This window comes from Xenorhabdus bakwenae, assembly GCF_030272115.1.
Lineage (GTDB): Bacteria > Pseudomonadota > Gammaproteobacteria > Enterobacterales > Enterobacteriaceae > Xenorhabdus > Xenorhabdus bakwenae.
Genome location: NZ_CP119194.1, coordinates 1,491,580 through 1,513,967 on the forward strand (window position 1 = coordinate 1,491,580; position 22,388 = coordinate 1,513,967).

The window sequence follows — 22,388 nt, forward strand, 5'->3', positions numbered from 1 at the left end:
AATTTGTTACTGATTCTGTGCTTTTGTAGCATTTTGAGGGTAGATAAAATTCATTACCAATGGAACACTGGTCGCCGACTAATAAGACACTCGATACCCACAAATAGTTCCAAAATTTTTTAGTGTTCTATTTCTGGCAGTGGCAGGTGTCTAGATAACACCAATGAGGGTAATAATAATGAAACGCAATATTCTTGCAGTGGTAATTCCAGCTCTGCTGGCTGCTGGTACAGCAAACGCAGCTGAAATTTTTAATAAAGACGGCAACAAACTTGATTTTTACGGTAAAGTAGACGTTCGTCACCAGATCGCTGATGAAAGAAGCCGCGAAGATGGTGATGCTTCTTATGTTCGTATCGGTATCAAAGGCGAAACTCAGATTACTGACCAACTGACTGGTTTTGGTCGCTGGGAATACAACCTGAACGCTAGCGGCAAAGAAGCTGACAGTGATCAAGCAACTAAAACTCGTCTGGCTTTCGCGGGTTTGAAATTCGCTAACTACGGCTCACTGGATTACGGCCGTAACTACGGCGTGAACTATGATATCAACGCATGGACTGACGTACTGCCAATCTTTGGTGGTGACTCCATGTCTCACACTGACAACTACATGACTGGCCGTGCTACTGGTCTGTTGACTTACCGTAACACTGATTTCTTCGGTCTGGTTGACGGCCTGAACTTTGCCCTGCAATACCAAGGTCAAAACAGCAAGCACACCAAGAATGATCGCAGTGGGACTGATAAAGACGGTAATAAAAACGGTACTGCAAACGGCGATGGCTATGGTTTGGCGACTACCTATAACGTAGGTTACGGTATCACTGTTGGTGCTTCTTACGCTAATTCTACTCGTGCAAACGGTGACTGGGTTAAAACTGTTGCCCATGGTGAACGTGCTGAAGCATGGAACATCGGTGCTAAATACGATGCTAACAATGTCTACCTGGCAGCAATGTACGGCGAAACCCGTAACATGACTTCAGGTAAAGGTGGTCATGAACACAGCCGTGGCTCAGTGGATCGCTTTAGCGGTATCGCTAACAAAACTCAAAACATTGAACTGACTGCGCAATATCTGTTCTCTGATTTGGGCCTGAAACCATCTCTGGCTTACGTTCAATCCAAAGGTAAGGATCTGGAACGTAACGACGGTAACAAAGGTTTCAACGCTGATCTGGTTAAATACGTTTCTGTAGGTACTTACTACTACTTTAACAAAAACCTGTCTACCTACGTTGATTACAAAATCAACCTGTTAGACAAAAACGAAAAAGGCGATACAAACGCTCGTAACGTATTCGGTGTTGGTCTGACTTATCAGTTCTAATTACTGTTGATAAACTATTTAGCGAAAAGCTAATAAGTCTATCTCAGAAAAAGCAGCGCTCCGGCGCTGCTTTTTGCATTTTACCTCTCTGTTTTTTCAGGCTCTTTTTTTCACTCCGTAAACTACTTCACAAGATTTTATTCTTTTCGCTACAAGTGGTTGGCAAATAGGTTCCTTAAGGTTACCCTGAGCAACGTATCACTTATTTTGGGCTTAACTCTCGAGTCTTGGAATCAAAAAAATGTTTGAAAAAATCACAGTAGCGCCTGCCGACCCTATTCTTGGTTTAGCCGATAGCTTTAAAGCAGATCCCCGTGAAAACAAAATCAATTTAGGTATTGGCGTCTACAAAGACGAAACCGGTAAAACCCCTGTTTTGACTACCGTTAAAAAAGCAGAGAAGTTCCTGCTGGAAAACGAAACTACCAAAAATTATCTGGCAATTAGTGGGTTACCTGAATTTGGTCACGTCACTCAGGAACTGCTTTTCGGTAAAACCAGCCCTATCATCACTGATAAACGCGCCCGTACGGTACAAAGCCCAGGCGGAACCGGCGCACTGCGTATTGCCGCTGACTTTATTGCTAAGCAGACTAATGCAAAACGTGTCTGGATCAGCAACCCAACCTGGCCAAACCACAAAGGCGTTTTCTCCAGCGCTGGTCTGGAGATCCGCGAATATAACTATTACGATGCAGAAAATCATGCTTTGGATTTCGATGGCATGCTGGCAAGCCTGTCGGAAGCACAAGCCGGCGATGTCGTTTTACTGCATGGTTGCTGCCATAACCCAACGGGTATCGATCCAACCGCTGAACAGTGGCAGAAACTGGCAGACTTATCTGCGGCAAATGGCTGGCTGCCCGTATTCGACTTTGCTTACCAGGGCTTTGCCAAAGGGTTGGATGAAGATGCAGAAGGCCTGCGTATCTTTACCAGAAACCACAATGAACTGATCGTTGCCAGCTCTTATTCCAAAAACTTTGGTCTGTACAATGAACGTGTCGGAGCTTGCACCATTGTTGCAGCAGACAGCGATACCGCCGAAAAAGCATTCAGCCAGGCAAAATCCATTGTACGTACCAACTACTCTAACCCGCCAGCGCACGGTGCTTCCGTTGTGACAACCATTCTGTCCAATGATGATCTGAAAGCCGAATGGATTCAGGAATTGGCAACAATGCGTGAACGCATTAAACGCATGCGCCAACTGTTTGTAAACACCTTACAAGAAAAAGGTGCAAAGCAAGACTTTAGCTTTATTAGCGCTCAAAATGGTATGTTCTCATTCAGCGGATTGACTAAAGAACAAGTTGATCGCCTGCGTGAAGAGTATGGTATTTATGCGGTTAGCTCTGGCCGTATCAACGTCGCGGGTCTGACGCTGGAGAATATGGTTCCTCTGTGTGAAGCTATCGTTGCAGTACTCTGAGTTTCTCAAAAGCCGCTGAAAAAGCGGCTTTATCTTCTTCACACTATCTTATGGCAAGAAAAACGTTTGTGATTAATCCTGTAAAAATGGATTGGTTTTCCGCTCATGTCCTAAAGTTGACATCGGACCGTGACCAGGTATGAATTGATACTCGTCCCCCAATGGTAATACTTTTTTCTTAATAGATTGAATCAATTCATCATAGCTTCCACCCGGAAAATCAGTGCGGCCAATACTCCCCTTAAACAATACATCTCCCATTGAGATGATATTATCGGTATGGTTAGCAAGGATAATATGCCCCGGTGTATGCCCCGGACAGTGCAAAACGGATAACTCAATACTGCCAATTTTTAGTGTATCTCCTTCATCTAGCCAGCGATCGGGCGTAAAAGAGGGGCATGGTTCAACACCAAACATTTGGCATTGAATTTCCAGGCCTTCTATCCAAAAAGCATCTCCCTTATGTGGCCCATAAACAGGCACGTCAAAATGCTGCGCGACTTCAACCGTAGCACCGACATGATCATAGTGACCATGGGTCAGCAAAATTTGGGTAAGTTTCAGCCCACGGCGCTCTATCTCGGCAATAAGCTGTTCGGCATTACCACCAGGATCAACAATCGCTGCTTCCTGAGTTTCTTCACACCAAATCAATGTACAATTTTGCATCGCCCTTGTGACGGGGATAATGTGGTATTTCATCATACTGTTTCACTCCACAATCAAGACTCATTGTTGGTAATAAGATTACCACGTCCTGACCGGGCCTGTATCAAGATGAATAAAATTACTCTTTGGATAAAACCCTACTCCCCCTGCCCGCATTTTCAGTGCCGCCTTACGAATATGTGTGAGATGAATACCATCAATATGGAAATCCATGGCTTGTCCACGGGTATGATAACTATGTTTTGCCACGCCACCACTGGCGTGACGCAACATATTATTTGTTTCCAAGGATCGATAACCAGAAACTAATTGAACAGGTTTATTTATTCCCATCAGCATTTGCAATAAATAAATTTGATCAAATAATTTCGGGTCAATGGTTTTAACCTTATTTTGTCGAAAATCGCGGAATAAATAGTTCAGGCGAGCCAATTCTGATTTATTATACCTATGACCATCAAAGAATTCGGCTTTGAGTGTTTCTCCGGTATGCAGGTTATCAAAACGTAAAATTCGAGGACGTGGTGTTGTTAATGCAGCCAAAACCGATTGAGGTAATAAACTTAATCCCAATGCGGCCACACTTATACCAAGCCACTTTCGGCGATCGTGGTCAATGTTATTCATGGATAATATGCCCTGCCATTCTTTAATGTATTAATACTGTCTAAATGCATTTATAACTCAACTTAATTGTCTAGTAAGACATCAGGAAATAAAAAATAGTTTCAATCATTTTGTATTTTACTGTAAATTTACCACCTTATTATTGTGATCTGCCTAACATAATTAAAATCACTTTAAGTTTATTGTCAACAACAAAACAATTCATTAAAAGTGAGTCATAGTAAAAAACACTTTTAAAATAATAAGTAATACAGAATAACAGAGAAGAAAACATTATTTTCTTCTCTGTTTACAATATAGACATCCACACCAATTTTATTTCTTTAAGTCTCATAGGTAACGGAAGAAATTATAAATCATTCCTGGCTACCAAGATCTTGTAAAGTGATGCTGAATGCTGCCTTGCATTCATATCATAATCATAGATATCATCTCGGTATTGAGCTTTCCCTCCCTCATCGACCCACGCTGTTTGATAATAGAGAAACACAGAAATTCTTTTGGGAATATTAACATATTTTGTTGACCATGTTTTCAATGAACTATTAACTTTAGTTTTATCCCAACCCGCATCTCCCAACAACATATTAGCCAATTCAGGTGCTTTATTAACACGCACGCAACCAGAACTAACCGCCCGCATTTCTCGGCTGAAAGACGCTTGATTAGGTGTATCATGCAAATAAATGGCTTCTGAATTTGGCATATTAAATTTAAAACGCCCCAATGAATTAGTTGGGCCTGGTGCTTGCCTAATACGATAAGGGAAATTACCCGGTGTTATTACGCCCCAGTTAATAGAAGAAGGATCGATAACTTTAGCGTCATTGCTCCAACTGGAAAATACCGTATAACCACGCGTACGAAAATAATTTGAGTCACGCATCGCCCTCGGTGCAATATCTTTTCGGGTCATGCTGATGGGTACATTCCACGGAGGATTGATCACCACATTATTTAATTCACTACTCATGATAGGTGTTTTTCGGCTGGGACGACCGACGACGACTTTAGAACTCAACACTTCTTTTCCATCCAGATAATAGAAAAGTGAGTAATCAGGGATATTAACTAAAATACCTGTAGGAATATCTCCGGGAATAATTCGTAATCGTTGGATATTTAAGGCCATAATACGAGCGCGGGTTTGTGGGGTCGTATTTAACCATGCTTTAGTGGATTTACCGATAACCCCATCGGCGGATAACCCATGCAAGGCTTGAAAATGTTTTATTGCCGCTGCTAATTCTTTATCATAAACCCTACTATCGGATTTGGCAGCAGATAAATCCAATATCCCTGAACGAGCCAATATTTTCCTTAATGCAATAACACTTTCACTACTTTGTCCTGGCCTTAAGGTTCCGTTAAATGAAAACTCGGCCCATGGCCGTTGATCAGCCAATTGGAACCGCATCTCCTTACGCATATTTTCATACATGGGATGATCCGGAGATAAACGCATAATATAAGAAAAAATGCTATTGCTATTGATATGCTGTTGCCATGTATTAATTAAAGAGGACGGAGGTAATTCAAGCTTATAAGGGAATTTACTATATAACCATGAGTTCCCTTTTTTATCAACATTATTAATAAAATGGAGATAACCTAACAGAGCATCAGATAAGATAACATCACGCCCCATTTCACTTAATTCAGGAGAATGAAGTTGTATCAGCCATTTTTCGAATTGAGGTTGAAAACCAGCTAGCGACATTTCAACTAATTGCTCTTCAAATTGCTTAATAGCTTTATTATCTGACCACAATGGTTGCATTTTATTGTTAGCATATAAACTTGTTAAACGATCAAGAAATATCGGTTTTACTTGTTGTGGTAACCAAGTTTGTAACTGTTTTCTATTTTCATCAATAGAATTCATCGGAGAACTAGGAGTTGTCTTATCAATCAGAATAACAGGGCCTTCTTTTTTGGGTTGCACACCATTTGATAACAGTCCATCTTGTTGATTTGCAATAGTTCCTTCTGATACCGACAATGTGCTACAGATAAAAGAAACTTTCAGTAACCTGACCGTGTTCTTCACCATAATAGCTCTCCTCACCTTATTAGATATGCAGCTATCCAATGATTTATTATAATTATCCGCAGACCTATTTTATCAGAAAGAATACTGCTAATTATATACATAATTTCCACTTAAGATAGAGTGCTTACCTAATCAAAGTCGAACTCACCAGGCAAAGTAAAATCTAATAAAAATAAAATTTTCATCATAATAATTTAAATTATTATGGCTTAAAAAAAGGAAAAGGCACCTTTAGTGCCTTTAATCAGAGTATATTATGTTGAATTTTAAGATTAATACTCAGAATTAATGGCGACTTCTTCTCCAAAGCGGCCAGCTTTAGGCAGGGGCTGATAAGAAGAGTTTGATGCTCTCAAGATACGAATACCTCGAATATTCAATTCACGGGCTGCGGCAATATCAGTATCTGCATCGCCATAATAAATCTTCAATTTATGCTCTCTCATCCAACTGACTTTGTTATTTTTACCTGCTTCATCTCCCGCGAAAATAACGGCATTCATTTTATCGGCTGGAATATGTAAGTCTTCCTGTAAGTATTTGGTCACCGCTTCTGTCTTAGTTTTTGTCCGGGCTGTAATGAAATAAATATCATCCCCCCGCTTTAAGTGCATCTGAACCAATTCAATGCCGATCTTTTTGGGTATACTGAATTTATCCCATTCATTATTCATTTTTTCCCAAAATGCCGGGTTTTTCAGATAACTATTGTCATGAGGTGAATACTCTGATTTACCACGATAAAAACCTGGACTTGAAAACAGTACGGTATCATCGATATCAAAACCTACCGCCATTGCGGGTTGGTTTTGCAGGCTTTGCTTAATCTGCGCTACGGATACCCAATGCACAGCATGACGTTGAGCCAACTCTGCCACAGAAACGCCTGAATCAACTTGCTCAGGCATAAACATTTTTGCTTGTGCCATGCGGTTCAAACCAAAAGTGAGCACAATTGCACTGAATACTAGAGTAACTTTACGCATCGTTATTCCTTTTCTACATTAGTAGTAACGGTGAGAAATAGTAACCTTTCTTATCACATCAAAACGAGACGTACTGCACAAGGCGACAAATAAGATCTATCTCCCTAAGGAAGGGACATAATATGTCCCCTCTTAGAAAAATATCATGCAGTGATAAAGTTATTCCTGCAATATAGGCTGTATCTGGTTTTGTGGCTGTTCAATGACCGGCACATCCTGCCCAAAACCACGCAGCCCAACAACATGTACATGTTCCTGATTATTGAAAATCTTACGTACCAGTTTATAGGTTGTCCCTTTTTCTGGGCTGATATTTTCCGGCGCAGCAATAATTAACTGCATCTGTAGACGTTCACATAGCTCAAACAGCGTTGCAATGGATTTCGCATCCAATCGGGCAGCTTCGTCAAGGAACAGCAATCGGCATGGTGAAATATCTTTACCACGCAGACGACGTGATTCCTCTTCCCAACTTTGTACAACCATGACCAGAATAGACATCCCCGTACCAATCGCTTCTCCGGTAGAAAGTGCCCCACTTTCCGCTTTCAGCCAGCCATCCGAACCCCGGTTGACTTCAACCTCCAACTCAAGGTAATTGCGGTAATCCAGCAACTCTTCACCAATGGTCTGCGGCAGACGCTGCCCTATGTCGATTTGTGGGTTCAGACGCTGATAAAGTTTCGCCATCGCTTCTGAGAAGGTCAGTCTCTGGCTGTTGAACAGATCCTGATGCTGCTCCTGCTGCTCAGAAAGTACATCCAGCAAGAGGGAATGACTTTCACGCACATTCACATTCAAGCGCACGCTGCCAACCTGTCCAAAAGAAACCGCCTGCAACCCTTGATTAAGCATGCGAATGCGGTTTTGTTCACGTTGAATGGTTTTGCGAATGATATTCGCCACGCTTTTGGAGCTAATCGCCAGTTTCTGCTCACGCGAGGTTAATTCTTCAGTCAGACGAGCCAGCTCAATTTCCATCTGTTCAATAGCATCGACGGGATCATCCGTACGAATGATATCCTGCCGAATACGTTCGCGCAGATGTTGGTAAACCGCCACGAAAAATTGGATCTTACGCTCAGGACGCTTCGGATCTTCGGATAAACGCAACGCATCGCGCAGGTGTTCATTATCGGCCACCGCTAGACGCAATGCCCCCAGCGCCTTATCCGACATTGAACGCAGCTCATCACCATCCATATAAGCCAGCTCGCGGCGATGTAAGCGACGTTCAACGCCGCTGTCTTTCACCATGCGCATAACTGCACACCAGCCCGCCTTAGAAGAGACCACCTGCTCACGCTTCTGGTCATAATCACGCTCGGATTTGCGCAGTTTTTTCTGGAGGTTTTCCATTTCTGCCTCACAGAACGCGATCTGTTTCTCAAGCTGGTTAATGCGGGAACGGTTGGCATTCACAGCGGCGTGGAGCTGATCACGACGTTCACGGGCACGACTTTCGGCGTTGGCATCGGCCTGGACACCGATATCTTTCAACTCCTGCTCAAGTTCTTTCAACATATCTTGCTTAGTGTCATAAGAACTTTTCAGTGATGCCAATACTTGATTAAATTGCGCGCATTGTGCTTGCTGCTGACGCAATTGTTCACGCGCACGGCTACGATCAGATTCTGCGTGTTCAAGGCGTTGGCGCAGTTTGTCGTTCAGGTCGGCATTTTCGTTGAGCATACCGGCGGAGTCGCTATAGCTGAAATGCGCACGACGTTGCACAACTTCCGTCAAGGCAAAGGCTTGTTGTTTAGCCTGATTCTGGCTCTGTTTCGCTGCCTCATAATTCTTCTGCAACTGCTCATGTTGCTGTGGATCACTTTGCAAGACCGAAACCAAGGGTTCAAGTTTAGCCAAAGCATTGCCGTGTTGTTGCAGGAAACGCGCCGCTTCCTGAGCCGCACTCATTTCTTCTCGGACTGTTTCCACTCGATCAAGCAGGGTTTCATCCAACAAAATCGTCATTTGTGGAATCAGGCGATTCAGCACTGACAGGCTCTCTTTCACCTGAACCAGTTTCTGTTGGTGCTGTTGAGCCTGAGTTTCAAATTGCGATAACTCACGCTCCAGTTCAGTACGACGCTGACTCTGGCGACGAATTTCTGCTTCCGGATCATCATCAAATGCAACAGAAAGATGTTTCCCCACGAAACGGCTGAAAGCCTGATGCGCACGCTGAACTTTCTGCACATCAAACGAAAGTGTCGCATAGCGCTCTGCCAGTGTATCCCGCTCAAAACTGAGTGCTTCCAGACGACTTTCCCTTGCTGCCCGTCCAAATAGCGGAACCTCAGGATAACGGGAATAACGCCACTGGCGCTCGGATGATTTCACCAGAACGGCGTTTTCCTGCTCTTCAAAATGGAATACGCTGTCGTCAAAAGACTGCGGATCTCCCTCAATTAAATAGAGATCTTCCGGGCAATCTTCCAATGTTTCCAGATGTTGACGAACCAGTGAGAGATCAGGCACGACAATGCCGTGCCGCGCAGGGCCATAGAGTGCGGAGAAATAAGGTGCGTCATCAATGGTAATGTCATCATAAATTTCAGACAATAAAACACCACCAAAACGCTCTGCCAATGCAAGCAATCGGCTATCTTCGGCACCACTTGGTTGGTTCAGACACTCAATCTGTTTTTCCAGTTCACGTTTCTGTGCAGCAATATCATCACGCTCAACCGTAATTTCGCGTTCTTGTTCGAGCAATTGCTGCATATATTCAGTCACATCGTGACTATTTTCGAATGTTTCATTGCATTGTTCACTCAGCTGCTCCAGGGCTTCCTGGGCAGCCAACCATACAGGTGCCCGTGCTGTCAGCGCTTGAATTTTTTGCTTGAGCTGTTCAAGCTCCTGACGTATTTGAATACGACGTTCACCGCTTTCATTGGCACCCAGACTCAGTTCTTCCAATTGAGCTTCCAGCTCTCCCCGTAACGCCTCCAAGTCTTCTGGCTGATATTGCTGGTTATGGCGCTTACAGAATTCCTCCAGCAAACGCTCTGCATTTTGCTGACTGTTCAGGCGTTGTTCTAGCTCGGCCAACTGGATACGCAAAGGTTGGACGCGTTCAGTCAGATGACGCAGGGATGACCATTCACGCAATGCTTCACGAGCGGCTTGCCACGCTTCACTGCGGCTTACTTCACCCACAATATTTTTTACCAGTTGGTAAGCCTGTTCAAACTGGCTATGCGCCGCGTCAGCAACGCTCAATTTCTGTTCCAGTGCCAGTAACGTCTCTGTCGCTTGCTGCGCTTTAGCCTGATAGATTTCCTGCCATTTGTCGGCATTTTCTATCGACAGATCGGGAAGCTGGCAAAGTTCACGGGTACGCTCTAACGCTTGCAGTGCTTGCTGATATTGAATAGCGCGAGTTTGCTGTACATCCAAAGCTTGTTGATAGTCAGCAAGCTGGCTTTTCAGTTCATCAACTTCTTGTTCTGTCGCTTCAAATGTGGCTTCATATTCCGCCTGAAGATCTCTCGCCTCTTCGACAACTTCACTCTGTTCTTCCAGTCGGTAAGTTAGTTCTTCAACATCAGAGTGATAGCGATCAATTTTTTCCTGCTGGCGCATCGCCGTTTGAACCAGATTCAGGTGGTCACTGGCTGCCTGATAATCCATGTCTAAATCAGAAGATGCACCGCTTTGTTCTGCCAGTTCCCTCGCCATTTCAACATGGCGGTATTGTTCAGCAACCAGTTGACGACGGCTGCCAAATAACTCACTGCGCAAAGCCAGAGCTTCATCCAGATGAACGCGGCGTTCGTTGGCATGGCGCATATAGTCAGCAGACACATAAGCCGTAGCTTCTGTGATAAGGTGCTTGAAAAGATCACGGTCAGATTGGGTGACACGGATAGCTTCCAGCGTAATGCGGTTTTCACGCAATGCGGCTTCCATATCCTGAAATGCTTTTCTGACGCCGCTGTTTTCCGGTAACAAGTAATCACGCAATGAACGGGTAATCGCACTGGAGATTCCGCCATATAATGATGCTTCTATCAGGCGATAAAACTTGCTGCGGTCACTCGCTGAACGCAAACGTTTTGGGATCACGCCCAAATCAAACATCAGGGCGTGGTAATCTGTAATCGAGTTAAATTGCTTGAACTGAACGCCTTCCATCTCATCAAGGCGTTCCTTTAATTCATTTAACGGCAGAACCCGCGCCTGACGTTCGTTGATATTGTCAGTCAATAACTGTGTTGGCTGAATCGACGCAGGAACGCCCTGGATCATAAATGGCTTAATATCAACTTTTCGATCACGTCCTGCCACTTGTTGTAAACGGACTCCGGTGATGATCCGTTGATGGCGAGAGTTAACAACATCCAGCGTGGAGTAGCAAACACCTGCCCGTAACTTACCGTGCAACCCTTTATCACGTGAACCCGAGGTGGCCCCCGCTTCTGTCGTATTGCGGAAATGGAGCAGTGTTAAATCAGGGATTAATGCGGTCACAAACGCCGCCATTGTGGTTGATTTACCTGCACCATTACCGCCGGATAAGGTCGTCACAAGCTCGTCAAGATCAAACGTTCTGGCAAAAAAACCGTTCCAGTTAATTAACGTCAGTGAGCGAAATTTACCGCGTTCAATCATGACTGTTCACCCTCCGCACCTTCTGCTGAATGCCCTGATGCTTCTTCATGTTCATTATCTTCCTGCGATGCTTCCCTTTCTACTGGCATGGCTTCGCCATCACGGATCATGCGTAATTGTGCCTCGCGTGGGTCATCACCGCTGCGTACATCTGCCCCGAAGCGAAATACCGCTTCGGTAATCGTAAATTTATTGCTGTCGTTTTGCAGGAAATAAACCATACCCAGACGGCGTAAGCGGTTTAAGGCGGTGCGCGCTTTTTCCTGCAATTTCTGTTTGTCCAGATCTGAGCCTGTCGAGCGTTGATTCATTAATTTCATTAGCTTATTTTCATCTGCCAATGACAGTAATTCTTCGTACAGCTCCTGAAAGGTAAATATTCCCTGATTAGACAGGCGCTCCGGACTAAGGTAGAGGTAGCACAGGAGCTTACCTACCATCATATCTAATTCGGACAGCACAGATCGCGGGATCAGCGCCGTCGAACGGGGACGCAGATAGAAAAAACCTTCTGGTGCACGGATTAATTCGACGTTATAACGCGCATAAAACATTTCCAGCTCTTCCTGAAAATCCATCAAAAAAGCGTGGTTATCAAGATCATCCAGACTGATATGACGCCCTGCCCGCAGTTGGCTGTCTAATTCAGGGAAAAGTGGATTGGATAATGCCTGAGCCAGTTTCACTGGCATAAGTTGTTCAATATGTGTCGATGACATGTGCCTGTACCTTGGCTCCGTAATCATTAATCGCTAACCATTCCGCTGGCAAACCAGAGAAATCCGCTTCTGCAACGCCCAACCTGACGGCTTGATCCACCAAGATACGAGCCACATCAAAATGGCGTTTACGTGGATACTGGACAAGGTAGTCGCGCAGTACAGCCCCCAAATCCAGAGGAAGTTTTGCCTGTTGGTAAACTGCCAGCGCCTGCTCTACCATTTCAGCTAATTGTTCATTGATTTCACTAAACTCTTCATATTCCATTTCTGGCGGTAATTCTCCCATTACCTCTTCATTACGCAGAGTCAACTCTTCATCACGCATATCCAGAAAACGTTCTGCATTAGCAACAGTCAGAGTCCACGGGCTGTCAAAATAGTGTTGAATGGATTGACGAAGGCGCTGGGCAAAAATGCGGTTTTTATCCATATCAATAGCGGTTCGGATAAATTTGTGAACGTGGCGGTCATAACCTATCCACAGATCAATGGCTTGTTGCCCCCAACTGATAATGCGATCCAGTTTGCTTTGCAAGTCAAAAACCAGTTTATCCACCAACTCAGAGCCACCGCTGTCCATATTCGCAGCCTGGATGCGTAATAGATTAGCCTGCAATTTATCACCCGCAGCTTCTAACGTATCCTGAAGTTCCCGCAGTGTGCCGGAGGTTTCAGACAGTAGTTGTTCACAATTAGCGATAGCGGCCTGCCAATCCTGATTGAGTAGTGCAGCGATATCGGTTTTTACGCTGTGTTGCTGTTCATCCATCAAGCGCTGAGACATATCGATGCTGTCAAAAATTTCAGCGACAGAATATTTAAGAGGGGCAAAAACATTGCGATGCCAATGTAATTCATCCCCCCCTTCTTCGGCTGCCTCTGCGGCTCGGTGCAATTCGTTAGCAACGATAGATAACTGCATAGAAAGACGCAACGTGGAGAATTCACGCTGACGGATGTAATAATCACTGATACCAATTCCCAACGGTGTCAGGCGATAAATGGCATTGCCATCCGCCAATTCACTGGTAAAACGGTTAAGTAACTTCTGGCGAACCATATCGTTAATGGCATTATTCGCCCTGACAGATACGGCTTCCGAAGTCTGCTCAAAACCCTTGCACACTTCACGAAAGGCATCCACCAGCTCCCCTTCACTCATTTCACCATCAAGCCGTTCACTGTTTAATACGGCAATAGCCAGCAAAAAAGCCAGGCGTTCCGGGGGTAACGAAATTGAAAAATCATTTTTTCTGGCCCAGGACACAAGTTCAGGAACCGTCTGGGAATATTCACTCATAATTCGCTCTTTAAGGCAGGCTTGCGTGCCATCACATGAATGTAACGCCCCAGGCTGATATAGGGCTCCTGTCTGCAATAACGCTGTTCAAGTTCAAGCAACGCGGGAAAATCTGTGTCTTGTAATTGACGATTTTGCAGGTAATCGTGAAAAACTCTCACGCCTGTTTTACCTGTTATTTCCATCTTAAGTTCAGTTAGCCATTGATATACCTGTTCCGGTATTAATGGATGCTGTGGCGACAGAGAACGTTTCCGACGACGCTGGATATTAGGTGTCGCCAAATGAAAATTACCCAAGATAGCGTTACGCATGACCAGCCCATTAGCATTATAAAACATTAATGAAAGTGCACCACCGGGCGTTATTATCTCTTCCAATGTCTCTATTGCCCCTTTTTGGTCGGTGATCCACTCCAATACAGCATGAAATAAAATCAGATCAACGGGCTGTTCAATATGCTGGTGAATTTCCTGTACCGGGCTTTGGATAAATTGTATCTGATCGAGAAGACCCCGCTCTTCGGCGTTATGTTCCGCTCTCTGAATCATCTTTTTTGATAGATCACAAAGTATGACCTGATGTCCCAATTCGGCTAATTGGCAGGCCATATTACCTTCACCGCCCCCCGCATCCAAAATGCGCAAAGGCCGTTGAGGCAAATGATTCAGCAATTCGTTAATATCCTGCCAGACAACGGCCTGCCTGATTTTACCTTTGGTTGTGCCGTAAATATTACGCGAAAATTTGTCTGCAATATCATCGAAATTGCGATCCCGCATGAAAAGCTGCCCCACTTATAATCTAAGTTTAATTTATCTATTGAGTAATTATGCTATCTACTGCTATTTTAACTACTGCTATTTTAACTACTGTTATTTTGGCACAGTAATCATTTAATTAACTACTTTTAGCCTTAAATTTGCCATTGCGCGATTATCATTTAACCAATCCAAGGCCAATCAATGTTATTTCTGCTAAAAAAATATATCGGTTCGCTATTAATGCCTTTACCGCTGATTATTATCGTTTCTTTTGCCGCGCTGTTATTACTCTGGTTTACCCGCTGGCAAAAAACAGGAAAAACCATTTTATCACTCAGTTGGCTGGCATTACTTTTATTTAGTTTACAGCCTATCGCCGATAAATTCTTACTCCCTGTCGAGGGAAAATATGTTCAGCGCTATGAACCAGACACAACATCTATCACTCCCGTAAAATATATTGTGGTTCTTGGGGGCGGATTTACTTATAACCCCCAATGGGCTCCCAGCGCCAACCTTATCAATAACAGCTTGCCCAGAGTGACTGAGGGGATTCGGTTATATCATCTCAATCCTGGCGCTAAAATGATTTTTACTGGCGGTAAAGGTGTTAATACCATTAGCAGTGCCGAAGTTGCTGCTATGGTAGCACAATCTCTGGGAATTCCTGTAGAAGACACGATAGCACTAAAAAAACCCTTGGATACAGAAGAAGAGGCTGCTGAAGTTGAAAAAATCGTCGGGCAACAACCTTTCATTCTCGTCACTTCTGCCAATCATATGGAACGATCTCTCACGTTTTTTGCACAACGAGGTCTGCATCCAATGGCGGGTCCTGCCAATCAATTGGCTGTCACAACGCCTTTATATTCGTGGGAAAAATATCTTCCTTCTTCCTACTATTTATCACACACTGAGCGTGCCTGGTATGAGACATTAGGGCGCATCTGGCAGACTATTAAACCGGCAAGTCAGGATATGCGTATTGAACAATCAGAAGGCGCTCAGCAAAAAGGTGATGAGAAATAACATCAGAATTAGAAGCGAAGCGTGACGAAACGGGCAAGAAAAAAGAGAATGCGGTATAAACGTTAGGCATTCTCTTTTAAATCTCACCCGATTTCAGACAAGAAGGTCAGAGCGTGGCAAAAACTTTTCTGACGGTTTCCAGATCTTCCGGTGTATCAACACCCGCACCGGGCGCTTGCAGTGCTTTTGCCACATGGATCTTTTCACCGTACCAAAGCACTCTTAACTGTTCGAGCATTTCGATACTTTCCAATGGACTTGGTGCCCACTGAATATAGCGCCTAATAAACCCAGCCCGATACGCATAAATCCCAATATGGCGTAGGAAATACTCTCCAATCGTTTCTGTTGATTGCATAAAACGATCCCGTTCCCACGGGATCGTAGCGCGGGAAAAGTAGAGAGCATAACCTTGTGAATCCATCACAACTTTAACGGCATTAGGATTAAATGCCTCTTCGGCATCCTGGATCGGTACAGCAAGCGTTGCCATTCCTGCATCACTGCCAGCTAAATTATCAGCCACCTGCCTGATGATCTGTTCTGGAATAAGGGGTTCATCGCCCTGAACATTCACAATAATTTCGTCATCAGCAAATTGGTATTTATCGATAACCTCAGCCAGACGCTCCGTACCTGAATGGTGATTTTCACGTGTCATACAAGCCTCACCGCCTGCGGCGATCACTGCATCAAACACGTCTTGATTATCTGTCGCCACAATAACCCGATCAGCACCAGAACGGATAGCCCGTTCCATCACACGCACTATCATTGGCTTACCATGAATATCAGCCAATGGTTTTCCAGGTAAACGGGTTGAGGAAAAACGTGCCGGAATGATAACGGTAAACATAGGTTACTGGTTTTCCTCTGTCGGCAAGACACGTGCTTCATTTTCCAGCAACACAGGGATACCATCACGGAAAGGAAAAGCGAGACGATCAAACTTACAAATCAGTTCAAAGTTTTCTTTATCATAACTAAGTTTGCCATGACATAGCGGACAAGCAATGATTTCGAGTAAACGGTGATCCATATATCCCCCAAGTAACGGGCCTCAAATTTAATGTGGGTCAGAATACCACAAGCAATGTATCACCGTTAACTTTGTTGCTTTGTTTAATTTCCCTGATTTTCTTTAGTATGATGAGAATAGCCCAACATCATTAACGAATATTTAATTCTGGCAATAAAGCACAGATATCGTTCAATACCTTTTGCCCTTTTTCTTCTGGCAATTCAGCGTGTACAGGTAAATACCACCAGTTAGGTTGCGCAAATTGAAAACATTTAACCGCATCTTTTTCTGTCATCAATAAATTTTGATCACTCGTTGCCAGAGCCAATAATTGAGATTTTTCGTACGCCTGATGATCAGCAAAAGCGTGTGTTTTCTGTAATCTCGCCCCTAATTGCTGCAATGTTGCAAAAAAACGGGGGGGATGCCCGATCCCAGCCATCGCAATACCATTGGGAAGATCTGTCACTTTTCGCGTTTCACCAGTCAGTAAGTTAACCACCAAATCCCCCTTTAAGGTCATTGGCTTTTCACCCGCTTCCGGTGTCCCACCATTAACAATGATGGCATTGACACTATTTAAGCGCCCTGCCAATTCTCGCATAGGGCCAGCTGGCAACCAACAGCCATTACCAAAACGACGAACCCCATCAATCACCACAATCTCATAATCACGCTGCAAAGCATAATGTTGCAGGCCATCATCGGTAATGACGATATCAACCGGAGCATATGCCAGTAATGTCTGAATGGCTTCGGCTCGCTTTGGTGCTACCGCAACAGGCGCACCGGTACGACGGCGAATTAAAACCGGTTCATCTCCTGCTTGTGCCGTTGTCACTTCATCGGTAACCAGTAACGGATAATGTTCCGACTTCCCACCATAACCACGCGAAACAACACCAACCCGATAGCCTCTTTGCTGCAACTGTTCAACCAGCCAAATCACAACCGGGGTTTTGCCATTTCCCCCTGCTGTCAAGTTACCGACAACAACAACAGGCACCGGTGCCTTCCAGGAGCGACGCCATCCTCGCTTATAACTTAAACGACGCAAGCCACTTATCAGCCCATAAAGGGCTGATAATGGTAATAATACGATGTAAAGCCATGATCGGCCTGACCATATGCGTTCAATCATTGGCCAAATTGCATCCTGTGTAATTGTGCATATGCCCCATCATGTTGCACCAGAGTCGCATGGTCGCCCCTTTCTATGATATTCCCATCTTCAATGACGATAATTTCATCGGCATTTTCAATAGTAGAAAGACGGTGAGCAATGACCAATGAAGTTCTGTTTTTCTGCAATTCATCTAATGCAGCCTGAATTGCACGTTCAGATTCCGTATCTAATGCAGAGGTTGCTTCATCCAAAATTAAGATCGGAGAATCACGCAATAAAGCACGGGCAATCGCAATACGCTGACGCTGTCCTCCAGAAAGCAAAACGCCATTTTCACCAATCATAGTATCAAGGCCATTATCCATCTTTTTGATAAAGTCCATTGCATAAGCCATTTCTGCCGCCCGTTCTATCTCTTCACGGCTAAAGCATCCTTCACTGGCGTAAGCAATGTTATTGGCAACCGTATCATTGAATAAATGGACATTTTGCGATACCAGCGCGATTTGGTTACGCAGTGAAGCCAGGGTATATTCACGCAGGTCATGACCGTCTAATACTATCTCACCTTCATTTATGTCATAAAAGCGCGTCAGGAGATTGGCAATTGTCGATTTACCTGATCCTGAGCGCCCAACTAATGCAATCGTCTTTCCTGCCGGGATCGTCATTGAAATATTTTTCAACGCAGGATGATCCTTGGTGGGATAACAGAAGGTGACATTACGGAATTCAATGTTGCCTTTTGCCTTTTTAATTTCCAATTTACCTTCGTCTTTTTCCTGCTCCATATCCAGGATAGTAAATAAGGTCTGGCATGCCGCCATACCACGTTGGAATTGGGCATTAACGTTAGTTAAGGACTTTAATGGACGCATCAGGGCAATCATCGATGAGAATACAACGGTGATTTTCCCCGCAGTTAAGGCACCCATAATTTCAGGGAAACTGGCCGCATACAGGATAAATGCCAGTGCAAAAGAAGCAATAATCTGGATAATCGGATCTGAAATGGAATCAGCAGAAACCATCTTCATACCCTGCTGGCGCATATGATTACTGACTTTGTCAAAGCGTTTAGTTTCAACTTTTTGACCACCAAAAATTAAAACTTCTTTATGCCCTTTCAGCATCTGTTCCGCACTGGTTGTTACCATTCCCATGCTGCTTTGCATATTTTTACTGATATTACGAAAACGCACGGAAACAAGACGAATAACTCCCGCAACTATCGGCGCAATAACAATCAAAATAAGGGAGAGTTCCCAACTGTAATAGAACATCAGTATAAACAGGCCAATAATTGATGCTCCTTCCCTGACAACCGTCACTAAAGCACCGGAGGAAGAAGAGGCAACCTGTTCTGAATCGTATGTAATACGGGAAAGCAAAGTTCCCGTGGATTGCTGGTCAAAGAAGGAAACAGGCATTCCCATCATATGATTGAACAGGCGGCGACGCATCTGCATGACCACTTTGCCTGATACCCAAGAGAGACAATAACTCGATACAAAACCGGATATGCCACGCAACAACATCAATCCGATAACAACCAGTGGCATCCACTTCAATACGCTAATGTCTGCCTTGCCAAAACCCTCATCAAGCAAGGGCTTCAATAAGGAAAGCATCAATGTATCACCGGCAGCATTAATCACTAACGCAACCGCCGAAACTATCAGACCGATTTTAAAAGGAGTGACAATCGGCCACAATCGGCGAAAGGTCTGCCAGGTAGAAAGGTCTTTATCATTCATTATTGAGTTACCAAAACCAAAAGAAATAGCGGATCATTCTACTCATGATCGCCACGAATACCAAACCACTGATGATACCATCGTGACACTATTTGTTGTCGATAACCTTCTAATTTAATGTCATCACGATAAAAATAACCGGTTATCTGACCAGAAACGGCTGTGCTATGCCATTCAACTCCGGCATTTTTATAGCGTTGTTTCACTTTCACTGAAGGTAGCCTCCACGGGCTATAGCGTGCAACTGAAGCCAAAGCATATTGAGGCATAACTCTGCGTATAAATACCGAAGTAGAAGAGGTGTTACTCCCATGATGAGGTACTTGTAGTACTGTTGCATGTAGATGATTCTTCTCAAGCTCCAATAAGCGGTATTCGCCCTGCTTTTCTAAATCTCCTGTTAATAACAGACTGTATTTACCATCATCAATGCGGATCACGCAAGATTGATTATTGCCAACAATAGCTGACTTTTCTGGTGGCCAGAGAACGGCAAAATTTAACCCCTGCCATGTCCACCGTTCACCACGGATACAAGGCAAATGAGTCTGATTCAAGGAAGGGCTTCTAATTTGGATATCAGGATATTTTTCAAGTAGATATTCCATTCCTCCCGTATGATCCAAATGATCATGACTCAGGATTATCTGCCCTGGTGTTAAACGATGCCAACGTAAATAAGGTTCAATAACTTTTTCTGCCATGCTGCCCGTTTCCCAACGATTTCCTGTATCAAATACAATCGCTTCTCCTCCCTTGTCAATGACCACCGCTAATCCATGCCCCACATCCAGCATGGAAAAACGCCATTGATAATCATTGGAACGTTTGGAATAACACACAATAATACCAATGCAAACGCCCAACAACCATTTATAAGATCGCCACCAACCTAAGCGCCAAATCACAACAAAAAACCAGCCTACTAACGTAGTGACTATCGGATAGTGCCCTGTTTCAAACCATGAATATGTCAAAATAGGTAAGGGGGCCAAAGCAAATAAAATGCTGTAATCAACAAGCTGCCATAAAAACGGTTGGATAACCGGAAGAAAGAGACAAACTATCCCCAATATCACCAACGGAACAGATAAAAAAGAGATAATCGGAACAGCCCACAGATTAGCCACCAATGATGCAATATTAACGCTCTGAAATAACAAAAGCTGCAACGGCAACAACATTAGCAACATGCCCAGCTGCATATGCAATCCGCGCAGCCATGACCACTGCCAACCATGACGTATTTTTTCTGGCAAAGGCATCCAATAAAACCAAAATAACAGTGCCATCACCGCAGTAAATGAGAGCCAGAAACTGTCAGAAAGTATTGCCAAAGGATCGAAAAATAAAATAAGGGCGGCACTCCATAAAGCCCATTGCCATGAAAAACAATGCCTGCTTTTGCACCGTAAATAAATCCATAAAGTTAGCCCCAATATTGCCCGAATGGCTGGAATTCCCCAACCAGACAACCATCCATACAGCATTGCGGTTAACCAGCCCATGATCAATGGAAAGCGAAACCCAATCCATTTTGCCGGAAAGAAAAATTGCGTCATTCTTGCCAAACCCCAGCCAAATAAGCTGGCCATTGCAATATGCAGCCCTGAAATTGCCATCAAATGAGCAATACCTGTCTGCTGTAATAGCAAGCGAGTGGATTTATCCAACCACGTCCTTTCACCAAATGAGAGTGCTAATGCAATACCTGCCTGTTTTAATGGCTGAATTTCTGGTAACAACTTATTCATGAAACTTTGTCGAAGATTACAATTTGTATCGAGTGGTTTTGCCTCAATAATTTTTCCATTCAATGGCTGACGAATAGAAAGTGAATATCGTTGGCTATCAAAACTACCGTGGCTTAGTTGAGCATGAACAGGCCTGAGTTTCATTGTCATCTGCCACTTCTGACCAGCGCATAGCAACTCTTGAGAGTTCCATGATACTGATGCATATAAGGCAGGAATAATATATTTCCCATCACTCTTAATCAGCCTGATACGATAACGCGTCTTTTTATCATCTTCTTTCGTATTATTTTCCAACGATACACTATCAATCATAACGATTGCAGTACGGGACGTTTCGCTGAAATAAGTGATTTGTGCCAATATATGATGACCATGCCAACATCCGAAGATAAACGCCCATAATCCTAATGATATTAGTCGTATAATTTTATAAGGAAAAAATAATAAGCAACATGCAATGGTAACCAGATATTGGATGACTTTTTGTTGAGGAAGCTCTGCAAGGAATAATAAGGGAAAAATTCCCAATATAATGGCTAACGCAGCCAAATTTAGACTGATAAGTGGCGTCGGTTTTCGCCAAATGGCAAATAAATAGGTAAAAAGAGAAAATATTATCGGCTGCATCCATTATGCCTCTGTGCTGACATTCCATTCACGCAAGAGAGATTATGACATAGTCAATCTTACTGCCAGTTCGAGAAATGTTTCTGTGGAATCGCTTCGCAAATTAACGTTTAAACAGAAGAAACGATGCCAAAAAAATACGTCTATTCTCACAAAAACCAGAGAAACAAAATTTGGATATACAAAAAACGGCACCCTAGGGTGCCGTTAGTTTAATTAAGTAATAACTGATATCTTAGCTATCGCTATAGATATTCACGCGGTCACGTAACTCTTTACCGGGTTTAAAGTGGGGGACATATTTGCCGTCCAATTCCACTTTTTCACCTGTTTTGGGGTTACGCCCCACACGCGGAGCCCGGTAGTGAAGAGAAAAGCTGCCGAATCCGCGAACTTCAATACGTTCACCTGCGGCTAGTGTTTCTGCCATATGATCAAGCATTTCTTTCACTGCATCTTCAACGGCTTTGGCCGGCATGTGAGATTGCTGCTCTGCAAGTCTTTCGATTAATTCAGACTTGGTCATGGTACCTCCCTAAACTACCGTATTCGGGTAATA

General features: G+C 43.8%; 17 protein-coding genes. 3 read left to right on the top strand and 14 right to left on the bottom strand.

Annotation, left to right across the window (positions count from 1 at the left end):
- Positions 1–178 precede the first annotated feature (178 nt).
- Together PXH59_RS07945 and PXH59_RS07950 are read left to right on the top strand one after the other, a co-directional pair.
- Positions 179–1,333: a porin gene (locus tag PXH59_RS07945; protein ID WP_285811130.1), complete on the top strand. Its 1,155-nt coding sequence runs from the start codon at positions 179–181 to the stop codon at positions 1,331–1,333.
- Between the two features lie 241 nt (positions 1,334–1,574).
- Positions 1,575–2,765, top strand: coding sequence for an amino acid aminotransferase (locus PXH59_RS07950; protein ID WP_285811132.1), 1,191 nt, complete (start codon positions 1,575–1,577; stop codon positions 2,763–2,765).
- A gap of 72 nt (positions 2,766–2,837) precedes the next feature.
- Here the strand turns inward: PXH59_RS07950 and PXH59_RS07955 are convergent, their stop codons facing one another.
- From PXH59_RS07955 to cmoM, 8 genes are all read right to left on the bottom strand, one after another.
- Positions 2,838–3,470, bottom strand: coding sequence for an MBL fold metallo-hydrolase (locus PXH59_RS07955; RefSeq protein ID WP_285811683.1), 633 nt, complete (start codon positions 3,468–3,470; stop codon positions 2,838–2,840).
- 45 nt (positions 3,471–3,515) lie between these two features.
- On the bottom strand, positions 3,516–4,064 hold the full coding sequence (gene mepK / locus PXH59_RS07960) for a peptidoglycan L,D-endopeptidase MepK (RefSeq protein ID WP_285811134.1): 549 nt from the start codon (positions 4,062–4,064) through the stop codon (positions 3,516–3,518).
- 349 nt (positions 4,065–4,413) lie between these two features.
- Positions 4,414–6,117 (bottom strand): L,D-transpeptidase, encoded by a 1,704-nt coding sequence (gene ldtD, locus PXH59_RS07965; protein ID WP_285811136.1) that lies wholly within the window; start codon positions 6,115–6,117, stop codon positions 4,414–4,416.
- A gap of 272 nt (positions 6,118–6,389) precedes the next feature.
- The gene (gene aphA, locus PXH59_RS07970) at positions 6,390–7,103 is read right to left on the bottom strand and encodes an acid phosphatase AphA (protein WP_285811138.1); all 714 of its coding nucleotides are present in this window, start codon (positions 7,101–7,103) and stop codon (positions 6,390–6,392) included.
- Positions 7,104–7,262: 159 nt separating this feature from the next.
- Positions 7,263–11,726, bottom strand: coding sequence for a chromosome partition protein MukB (gene mukB, locus PXH59_RS07975; protein ID WP_285811140.1), 4,464 nt, complete (start codon positions 11,724–11,726; stop codon positions 7,263–7,265).
- On the bottom strand, positions 11,723–12,445 hold the full coding sequence (gene mukE / locus PXH59_RS07980; RefSeq protein ID WP_285811142.1) for a chromosome partition protein MukE: 723 nt from the start codon (positions 12,443–12,445) through the stop codon (positions 11,723–11,725). Before mukE ends, mukB begins: the two co-directional genes overlap by 4 nt.
- Positions 12,426–13,748, bottom strand: coding sequence for a chromosome partition protein MukF (gene mukF, locus PXH59_RS07985; RefSeq protein ID WP_285811143.1), 1,323 nt, complete (start codon positions 13,746–13,748; stop codon positions 12,426–12,428). The genes mukE and mukF overlap by 20 nt, the downstream gene beginning before the upstream one ends.
- Positions 13,745–14,530, bottom strand: a complete 786-nt coding sequence (gene cmoM / locus PXH59_RS07990; RefSeq protein ID WP_285811146.1) for a tRNA uridine 5-oxyacetic acid(34) methyltransferase CmoM — start codon at positions 14,528–14,530, stop codon at positions 13,745–13,747. Before cmoM ends, mukF begins: the two co-directional genes overlap by 4 nt.
- A 183-nt stretch (positions 14,531–14,713) precedes the next feature.
- Here cmoM and elyC point away from each other — a divergent pair, with 183 nt between their 5' ends.
- Positions 14,714–15,541: an envelope biogenesis factor ElyC gene (elyC, locus tag PXH59_RS07995; RefSeq protein WP_285811147.1), complete on the top strand. Its 828-nt coding sequence runs from the start codon at positions 14,714–14,716 to the stop codon at positions 15,539–15,541.
- A gap of 106 nt (positions 15,542–15,647) precedes the next feature.
- Here the strand turns inward: elyC and kdsB are convergent, their stop codons facing one another.
- The 6 genes from kdsB to ihfB form a co-directional block, all read right to left on the bottom strand.
- Positions 15,648–16,397 (bottom strand): 3-deoxy-manno-octulosonate cytidylyltransferase, encoded by a 750-nt coding sequence (gene kdsB, locus PXH59_RS08000; protein WP_285811149.1) that lies wholly within the window; start codon positions 16,395–16,397, stop codon positions 15,648–15,650.
- A 3-nt stretch (positions 16,398–16,400) separates the two neighbouring features.
- The gene (locus PXH59_RS08005) at positions 16,401–16,580 is read right to left on the bottom strand and encodes a Trm112 family protein (RefSeq protein ID WP_099133267.1); all 180 of its coding nucleotides are present in this window, start codon (positions 16,578–16,580) and stop codon (positions 16,401–16,403) included.
- A 130-nt stretch (positions 16,581–16,710) separates the two neighbouring features.
- Entirely contained in the window at positions 16,711–17,703 is a 993-nt protein-coding gene (lpxK, locus tag PXH59_RS08010; RefSeq protein ID WP_285811150.1) for a tetraacyldisaccharide 4'-kinase, read from the bottom strand.
- Entirely contained in the window at positions 17,700–19,448 is a 1,749-nt protein-coding gene (gene msbA / locus PXH59_RS08015) for a lipid A ABC transporter ATP-binding protein/permease MsbA (protein ID WP_285811685.1), read from the bottom strand. Before msbA ends, lpxK begins: the two co-directional genes overlap by 4 nt.
- A 35-nt stretch (positions 19,449–19,483) precedes the next feature.
- Positions 19,484–21,829: a ComEC family protein gene (locus PXH59_RS08020; RefSeq protein ID WP_285811151.1), complete on the bottom strand. Its 2,346-nt coding sequence runs from the start codon at positions 21,827–21,829 to the stop codon at positions 19,484–19,486.
- Between the two features lie 235 nt (positions 21,830–22,064).
- A complete protein-coding gene (gene ihfB / locus PXH59_RS08025; protein ID WP_047767557.1) occupies positions 22,065–22,355 on the bottom strand; it encodes an integration host factor subunit beta in 291 nt (96 codons plus the stop codon).
- Positions 22,356–22,388: the final 33 nt, after the last annotated feature.

Excerpts from the sequence above, each read along its gene's own strand:
- PXH59_RS07945 (WP_285811130.1), top strand. The coding sequence starts at position 179 with ATGAAACGCAATATTCTTGCAGTGGTAATTCCAGCTCTGCTGGCTGCT.
- PXH59_RS07950 (WP_285811132.1), top strand. The coding sequence starts at position 1,575 with ATGTTTGAAAAAATCACAGTAGCGCCTGCCGACCCTATTCTTGGTTTA.
- PXH59_RS07955 (WP_285811683.1), bottom strand. The coding sequence starts at position 3,470 with ATGAAATACCACATTATCCCCGTCACAAGGGCGATGCAAAATTGTACA.
- mepK (WP_285811134.1), bottom strand. The coding sequence starts at position 4,064 with ATGAATAACATTGACCACGATCGCCGAAAGTGGCTTGGTATAAGTGTG.
- ldtD (WP_285811136.1), bottom strand. The coding sequence starts at position 6,117 with ATGGTGAAGAACACGGTCAGGTTACTGAAAGTTTCTTTTATCTGTAGC.
- aphA (WP_285811138.1), bottom strand. The coding sequence starts at position 7,103 with ATGCGTAAAGTTACTCTAGTATTCAGTGCAATTGTGCTCACTTTTGGT.
- mukB (WP_285811140.1), bottom strand. The coding sequence starts at position 11,726 with ATGATTGAACGCGGTAAATTTCGCTCACTGACGTTAATTAACTGGAAC.
- mukE (WP_285811142.1), bottom strand. The coding sequence starts at position 12,445 with ATGTCATCGACACATATTGAACAACTTATGCCAGTGAAACTGGCTCAG.
- mukF (WP_285811143.1), bottom strand. The coding sequence starts at position 13,748 with ATGAGTGAATATTCCCAGACGGTTCCTGAACTTGTGTCCTGGGCCAGA.
- cmoM (WP_285811146.1), bottom strand. The coding sequence starts at position 14,530 with ATGCGGGATCGCAATTTCGATGATATTGCAGACAAATTTTCGCGTAAT.
- elyC (WP_285811147.1), top strand. The coding sequence starts at position 14,714 with ATGTTATTTCTGCTAAAAAAATATATCGGTTCGCTATTAATGCCTTTA.
- kdsB (WP_285811149.1), bottom strand. The coding sequence starts at position 16,397 with ATGTTTACCGTTATCATTCCGGCACGTTTTTCCTCAACCCGTTTACCT.
- PXH59_RS08005 (WP_099133267.1), bottom strand. The coding sequence starts at position 16,580 with ATGGATCACCGTTTACTCGAAATCATTGCTTGTCCGCTATGTCATGGC.
- lpxK (WP_285811150.1), bottom strand. The coding sequence starts at position 17,703 with ATGATTGAACGCATATGGTCAGGCCGATCATGGCTTTACATCGTATTA.
- PXH59_RS08020 (WP_285811151.1), bottom strand. The coding sequence starts at position 21,829 with ATGCAGCCGATAATATTTTCTCTTTTTACCTATTTATTTGCCATTTGG.
- ihfB (WP_047767557.1), bottom strand. The coding sequence starts at position 22,355 with ATGACCAAGTCTGAATTAATCGAAAGACTTGCAGAGCAGCAATCTCAC.